5 protein-coding genes are annotated in these 7,178 nt (G+C 66.0%); 4 read left to right on the top strand and 1 reads right to left on the bottom strand.

What is annotated here, in order from left to right; translation table 11 throughout:
• The first annotated feature begins 615 nt into the window (after positions 1-615).
• On the top strand, positions 616-2,016 hold the full coding sequence (locus tag GY24_RS02525; RefSeq protein WP_104474223.1) for an HNH endonuclease signature motif containing protein: 1,401 nt from the start codon (positions 616-618) through the stop codon (positions 2,014-2,016).
• Positions 2,017-2,035: 19 nt separating this feature from the next.
• Here the strand turns inward: GY24_RS02525 and rfbD are convergent, their stop codons facing one another.
• Positions 2,036-2,893, bottom strand: a complete 858-nt coding sequence (rfbD, locus tag GY24_RS02520; protein WP_104474222.1) for a dTDP-4-dehydrorhamnose reductase — start codon at positions 2,891-2,893, stop codon at positions 2,036-2,038.
• A 74-nt stretch (positions 2,894-2,967) separates the two neighbouring features.
• On the opposite strand from rfbD, the gene GY24_RS02515 reads away from it, so the two are divergent.
• From GY24_RS02515 to GY24_RS02505, 3 genes are all read left to right on the top strand, one after another.
• On the top strand, positions 2,968-3,576 hold the full coding sequence (locus GY24_RS02515) for a dTDP-4-dehydrorhamnose 3,5-epimerase family protein (RefSeq protein WP_083363218.1): 609 nt from the start codon (positions 2,968-2,970) through the stop codon (positions 3,574-3,576).
• Between the two features lie 2 nt (positions 3,577-3,578).
• On the top strand, positions 3,579-4,445 hold the full coding sequence (gene rfbA / locus GY24_RS02510) for a glucose-1-phosphate thymidylyltransferase RfbA (RefSeq protein ID WP_104474221.1): 867 nt from the start codon (positions 3,579-3,581) through the stop codon (positions 4,443-4,445).
• A 729-nt stretch (positions 4,446-5,174) separates the two neighbouring features.
• Entirely contained in the window at positions 5,175-7,175 is a 2,001-nt protein-coding gene (locus GY24_RS02505; protein ID WP_161498667.1) for a cell wall-binding repeat-containing protein, read from the top strand.
• Positions 7,176-7,178: the final 3 nt, after the last annotated feature.

The raw sequence follows: 7,178 nt of genomic DNA, 5'->3' as shown, positions 1-7,178 counted from the left end.
CTCGGCCGAGCGCCCTCCCCACGTCGGCCGAGCGCCCCTCCCCACTTCGGCTGGACGCCTCTTCCCACTTCGGCTGGACGCCTCTTCCCACGTCGGCTGGACGCCTCTTCCCACGTCGGCTGAGCGAGGAACGAGCGAAGCCCCGGAGCCACAACCTGACACGGCTGCTCGTGTGCGCACCAATGCCGCACGAGGCTCGGGCGCCGCACCCCAGATGCTGCAGGCGCATGTTCCCTGTTAGCTCCCGGGCTTCGGGGGCTGCGCTGCTCGTTCCTCGCGGCGCGGCCCCCTCCAGCCGACGTGCGGAGGCCGGCCGCGGGGGCAAGCTGCCGCCACCACCGTTGGTCGAGTAGGCGCGCCAGCGCCGTATCGAGACGCGGCGACCCGACCTCGCCAACCTGCCCCCGCGCTCCGAGTCCCCGCTCGCCCTCACGTCGACTGAACGCCTCTTCCCACGTCGGCTGAGCGAGGAACGAGCGAAGCCCCGGAGCCAGCCCGCAACGCTCGCCCCCGAAGGTCACGATCAGATAACAGAACCCGAGCATCACTCAGAAACGGCCTGTTTTGGGCCTGTTTTCGCCACTCAGTGTCAGAGGTCGGTGAGACGCTTTAGTCATGGAAACGCAGCCAGCGCAGGCCCTCGGAACCGGGTCCGACCCGGTGCTGGACGCGGACCTGGCCGAGCTGTCCCTGGGGGCTTCCGCGGAGTGCGCTCTGCAGGCCGAGCGCTACCGGCGCATCGATTCCGCCATGCGCCGGGCGGTGGCAATAGCCGACCCGCTCGGCGGCCGACCCTCCCTGGACGAGCAGTTCGCGAGGCGCAGCATCACCGCCGAGCTCGCCCTGATCCTCCGGGTGCAAGAGCGCACCATGGTCGGACTGATCTACGAGGCCGGCCAGCTCTGCGGCACCTTCACCAACACGCTGGCCGAACTCTCCGCCGGGACCATCACACTCCGGCACGCCCGCGAGATCCTCGCCGCCGCCGTCTTCCTTCCCCCTGCCCTACACGCCCGCTTGGAGCGGGAGGCGCTGGTCAAGGCCCGCACCATGAACGTGTCCGCGTTCCACCGGGCGGTTGCCCGGCTCCGCGACCGGCTGCACCCGGACGCCCTGGCCGAGCGGGCCGCCACCTCCCGGGCCGACCGCCGCCTGGTGTTCGAGCCGGACGCCGATGGGATGGCCTGGCTGCACCTCTACCTCGAGGCGGAGAAGGCCCTGGCCATCAGCACCCGGGTGGGCGATCTTGCCACGGAGGCGCAGAAGGAGGCGGCCGAGGCGACGGGAGAGGTGACGGGCGAGGCGGCGGACGGCATCCTGAGCGCGGGCACGCACGCCCAGCTCGAGGCCGACATCGCCGCCGAGCTCCTCCTCGGCCTCCCGGCGCAGAGCACCGACGACGGCCAGACCCACATCCCGACGCTCGCGTTCGCCCGCCCCGAGGTCTTCGTCGCCGTCCCCAAACTCACCATCGGCATCGACACCCTGATCGGCACCTCCGAGGAGCCGGCCGAGCTCCACGGCTACGGGCCGATCGACGCCGACACCGCCCGGCGACTCGTCGCCGAGGCCCCGACCCTGCACCGCATCCTCACCGACCCCCTCGACGGCACCCCGCTGCAGCTGGACCCCACCCAGTACCGGCTGAGCGCCTCGATGCGGCGCTGGATCCTGTACCGGGACGAGACCTGCAGGTTCCCCGGCTGCACGCGGAAGGCGGAGCGCTCCGAGACCGACCACACCCGGGCCTGGGAGAACGGCGGGCTGACCGTCGAGGCCAATCTGGCGGTGTTGTGCAAGAAGCACCACCGGCTCAAGCACAACTCCCGCTGGCGGGTCGAGCAGACCGGCAACGGGACGCTGAACTGGAGGTCGCCGGGCGGCCGGGAGTACACGACGACACCGTCCCGGATGCAACACGCCCCGCCGCAATCCCCGAGGGTTTCGACAGACTCAACCAGTGGGGGAGCGCTACCGGGGCCGCCACACAACGCTGACGACGCCGCGCCGTTCTGAACGTCAGCGGCGGTGCGGGCTAAGCGGCAGGCTTCGCGACGGCACCCGTTGCAACGGCCTCGGCCAGAGCCTCGCGCCAGTCCCGCATCTCCGGCAGTCCGGCGGCAGCCCAGGCATCATGGCCGAGCACGGAGTACGACGGGCGAGGAGCAGGACGCACGAAAGCGGTGCTGTCGGTCGGCTGCACCCGCTCGGGGTCGAGGCCGACCTCGGAGAAGATCGCCTGGGTGAAGTCGAACCAGGACGCCTGGCCCGCATTGGTGCCGTGGTAGGCACCGGCCGGGGCATCCGAGTCGGCGAGCAGCACGATCTGGCGGGCCAGGTCCGCCGTCCAGGTGGGCTGGCCGAGCTGGTCGACGACGACGCTGACCGTCTGGTGGCTGCCGGCCAGGCGCAGCATGGTCGCCGCGAAGTTCGGGCCGTGCTGGCCGTAGAGCCAGGCGGTGCGCACGATGTAGGTGCCCGCTGGATGCTCGGCGGTGGCCAGCTCCTCGCCGGCGGCCTTGGTGCGGCCATACGCCGAGATCGGGGCGCGGGGCGCAGTCTCCGGGTACGGCGAGGTGGCGACACCGTCGAAGACGTAGTCGGTGGATACCTGGATCAGCTTTGCGCCGGCCTCCCGGGCCACACGGGCGAGATTCTTCGCGCCCGTCGCGTTGACGGCGTACGCTGCGTCCTCGTTGCTCTCCGCGTCGTCGACCTTCGTGTACGCGGCGGCATTGATCACGACGTCGTGGCCGGCGACGGCCGCGCGCACGGCGTCGAGGTCGGTCACGTCGAGGTCGGTGCGGCCGAGGGCCGTGACATCGCGGCCGGTGAGGGCATTCTGGAGGTCGGTTCCGAGCATGCCGGACGCGCCGGTAATCAGGTATCGCATGCGTCCATGTTATGCGGGGCATGCCGAGAGCGTCCCCACAGCTCTCCCAGCCGCTGATTGATAGACTCTCAGGCGTGCAAATCCGTGAACTGAGCATTCCAGACAGCTACGAGATCACCCCGAAGCAATTCGGTGATGACCGTGGGGTCTTCCTCGAGTGGTACCGCTTCGACAAGCTCGAAGAGGTCGTCGGTCACTCGATCGATCTGAAGCAGGCCAACACCTCGGTGTCCAAGCGCGGCTCCGTGCGCGGCATCCACTTCGCTGACATCCCGCCGAGCCAGGCCAAGTACGTGACGGCTCCGCACGGCGCCGTGCTCGACTTCGTCATCGACATCCGCGTCGGTTCGCCGACATTCGGCCAGTGGGATTCCGTGCTCCTGGACGACAAGGACCGCCGCGCGATCTACATCGCCGAGGGCCTCGGCCACTGCTTCGTGGCGCTGACCGAGAACGCGACCGTGAGCTACCTGGTCACCGACACCTTCAACCCGGGGCGTGAGCACGGCATCAACCCGCTCGACCCCGAGATCGGGCTCGAGTTCGGCATCGACCTCAGCGAGGCACTGCTCTCGCCGAAGGACACCGACGCCCCGAGCCTCGCCGAGGCCGCGGCATCCGGAATTCTGCCCAGCTGGGAAGCTGCACGGGCGTACTACGAGACATTGAACACAAAGGCATAAACATGCGCGGAATTATTCTGGCCGGCGGCTCCGGCACCCGGCTCTGGCCGATCACCAAGGGCATCTCCAAGCAGCTGATGCCGATCTACGACAAGCCGATGATCTACTACCCCCTGTCGACACTGATGATGGCCGGGATCAACGAGATCCTGATCATCACCACCCCGGAGTACAACAGCCAGTTCCGCGCCCTCTTCGGCGACGGCTCCGACCTCGGCATCTCGATCCAGTACGCCGAGCAGCCGTCCCCGGACGGCCTCGCCCAGGCCTTCATCATCGGCGAGGAGTTCATCGGCGACGAGAGCGTTGCCCTCGTGCTCGGCGACAACATCTTCCACGGCACCGGCCTTGGCTCGGCGCTGCGCAAGCACAACGAGGTCGACGGCGCGCTGATCTTCGCGTACCAGGTCAGCGACCCGACCTCCTACGGCGTCGTTGAGTTCGACGAGGACTTCACCGCCGTCTCGATCGAGGAGAAGCCGGTCAAACCGAAGAGCAACTACGCCGTGCCCGGCCTGTACTTCTACGACAACTCGGTCGTCGAGATCGCCAAGACGATCGAGCCGAGCGCCCGCGGCGAGCTGGAGATCTCCACCGTCAACGAGCGCTACCTGCAGGCGGGCAAGCTGCAGGTGCAGGTTCTCGATCGCGGCACCGCGTGGTTGGACACCGGCACATTCGAGTCGATGATGCAGGCCTCCGAGTACGTGCGGGTGATCGAAGACCGTCAGGGGTTCAAGGTCGGATGCATCGAGGAGATCGCCTGGCGTGCCGGCTGGATCGACGACGCCCAGCTGCAGGGACTCGCTGCCCCGCTCGTGAAGAGCGGATACGGACGGTACCTGAAGCGGCTCGTAGAAGCCGGCTAGGCGCCGAGGAAGCGCCACGCCACGTAGCTTCGCACCTGCGGGCAGAACTGCCCCGTCGAATCGACGGGGCAGTTCTGCACTTGCGGGGCGGCGAATAGTCGTTGACGATGCCGCCTGCGCGCAGTGACCAGGTAAGCGCCGCTGACGACAGTGTCGAAGGCTCCCGCCGTCAACCCGGCGGGGAACTCGGGCGCAACGATGCCAGGCGTGTCGGTGGTGAGCCGTCGGTGGCCGTGCCGGCGATTGCGATCAACTCCATGCTCTCGGTGACGTGCCGCACCTCGTCGGGCAGGTGCTCGGAGGCGACATCTCTACGAGAGGTGAGATTCCTGCCCGGAGTACGCTGCGACCGTGCCGGCGTCCTTCCGTTCGGCGAGAGCGTCGCCCGATGAGTCAATCAGCTCTGTTGTCTCAGCCTGCTGCGCCACGGCGGTTGGGCCGAGGCCCGCCCCAGTAACAACACGGCCCCAAGCAAGAGTGCGATGGCCCGACTCGCGTCAGCAGTCGAAGCAGTGGCGTTGCGCGATGGTTCCTTCGACGGTGCCTGAAACGACCTGAACTCGCAATAACCCGTTGCTGCCATCAACAGACGGGCACGGGGCGTAAAAGTGGCCTAGAATCGCCCGGAGTACGGCATGACGGGACTGTCACCGAGATTCCCGCCACAGGCTTTCTATATTGGCGCCTGTCGCCCCGGACATTTGGAATTCTCGCCCTAGCATGGGGGTCATGCGCGCGAAACTCTTCCGACAATCGGTCGCCCTCGGCCTCAGCAGCCTCGTCCTTGCTACGGGGCTGAGCTTTGCCCCGACGGGGGTTGCCTTCGCCGAAACCGGAGGTGTTTCCACGCCCGCCCCGACTCTCGGCTCATCTCCGGCGCCATCGACTGAGCCAGGATCGGGCCCAACGTCGGATCCGACGACGGAGCCCTCAACAGAGCCCTCGACAGAGCCCTCGACAGAGCCCTCGACAGAGCCCTCAACAGAGCCCTCAACAGAGCTCCCGGCTGTGGTCGAACCCGAGCCGAAGGCTCCCGAACTCAACGATGATGCCGAGAGCGAGGCGCCCGCGGAGGTGCTGCCGACCATGGCAGCTGAGACGGTGCCTCAGCTCAGGGTTGCAACAGCATCAGGATTCCGTGCAGGCAATCTTGTTAGCGACTACAATTTCTTCGATTCATGGGCGATGACGGAGAACGAGATTCAAGCTTTTCTCGATAGCAATTGCTCCGGCACGAACTGTATTAATTCGTATCGGATGGACACGTCCACGACTACCTTGAGCTACGGAACCTGTGCAACCTACCCAGGCTCACGCAACGAGCTGGTTTCAAGCATCATCTACAAAGTTCAGCGAGCATGTGGCATTAGCGCGAAGGTGCTTCTAGTGACCCTCGAGAAGGAGACGTCGCTCGTTTCCATGCCTAGGTCAGACCCGCGTTGGGAAGGCCACCTTCGAAAGGCGATGGGCTACGCGTGCCCGGATACAAGCGACTGCGATAAGAGTTCATACGGGTTCTTCAACCAGATGTTTTCGGCAGCTAGACAGCTTGTGTGGTACACGAACCCGGGCTCATCGCACTACAAAAAATATCCTCTTGGCGAGACGACCGTCATTCAGTACAAGCCCTTGACGAACTGCGGTGGTAGTGGAGTATTCATCGAGAACGTCGCAACGCACGCCCTATACAACTACACGCCGGTGCAGCCGAATGCTGCGGCGCTCGCAAACATGTACGGTACTGGCGATTCATGCTCATCGTATGGCAATAGGAACTTCTGGCGGTTGTACTCAGATTGGTTCGGGAACCCGACAGGAACTCCGATTCCGAACCCTCAACGTATTGCGGGAAGTGACCGCTATGACACTGCCGCGGCTATTTCTCGCTCCAGTTTCGATGGCGAGCGCCGGGTTCCGGTCGCCTATGTCGTCACAGGCGAGGACTTCCCCGATGCCCTCGCGGCTGGACCCGCGGCAGCAGCCCAAGGAGGGCCACTGCTCCTTACCAACCCGGGCTATGTGCCGGACCCCACTACGGCAGAGCTGAAGCGCGTCAATCCTCAGGCGATCGTTGTCGTAGGCGGCCCGGCAGCAGTGAGTGACGCCGTCGTCGCCGCTCTCAAGACGATCGCGCCCGTGACCCGCATCGCGGGCAGCGACCGTTACGACACGTCGCGGATGGTAGCCCAACACGCCTTTGGCGCCGCTACAAGCGTCTATATTGCCACGGGTCTAAACTACCCCGATGCGCTTTCGGCCAGCGCCGCAGCCGGCAAGTCCAAGATTCCAGTGTTGCTGGTTAACGGGGCGAACAACGGCGCTGACTCCGACACAGTCAACTACCTGACGTCGCGCAACGTGACTACCGTCAAGATAGTCGGCGGGCCAGCCGCGGTGGCGCCTGGCGTCGAGTCCGGTCTGAAGGCGCGCATAACGAAGGTGAGTCGCTTGGCCGGCGAGACTCGCGAGCTCACCAGCGTGATCATAAATCGGGACGCATTTCCGAACGCCACGACCGCCTACCTTGCGACCAGCATAAGCTTTCCCGATGCGCTTGCTGGTTCGGCCGCTGCTGCACGTGCCGGCAGCCCGCTTTACGTGACGTTCCCCGGTTGTGTCAGCGGTGAGCTGCGCTCTGAGCTCAAGCAACGTCTGAACGTCAGCTCGCTGCGGCTTCTGGGCGGCCCGGCCGCGCTCAACGAGAACATCGCACGCCTCGGCGGCTGCTGAGCA

The sequence above is a fragment of the Microterricola pindariensis genome (genome assembly GCF_002936985.1).
GTDB lineage: Bacteria > Actinomycetota > Actinomycetes > Actinomycetales > Microbacteriaceae > Microterricola > Microterricola pindariensis.
Note: the sequence above shows the minus strand (reverse complement) of the source record. Positions and strands in the feature narration are given on the sequence as shown.

Coding starts and splice junctions, on each gene's coding strand:
- GY24_RS02505 (WP_161498667.1), top strand. CDS start 5,175: ATGCGCGCGAAACTCTTCCGACAATCGGTCGCCCTCGGCCTCAGCAGC.
- rfbD (WP_104474222.1), bottom strand. CDS start 2,893: ATGCGATACCTGATTACCGGCGCGTCCGGCATGCTCGGAACCGACCTC.
- rfbA (WP_104474221.1), top strand. CDS start 3,579: ATGCGCGGAATTATTCTGGCCGGCGGCTCCGGCACCCGGCTCTGGCCG.
- GY24_RS02525 (WP_104474223.1), top strand. CDS start 616: ATGGAAACGCAGCCAGCGCAGGCCCTCGGAACCGGGTCCGACCCGGTG.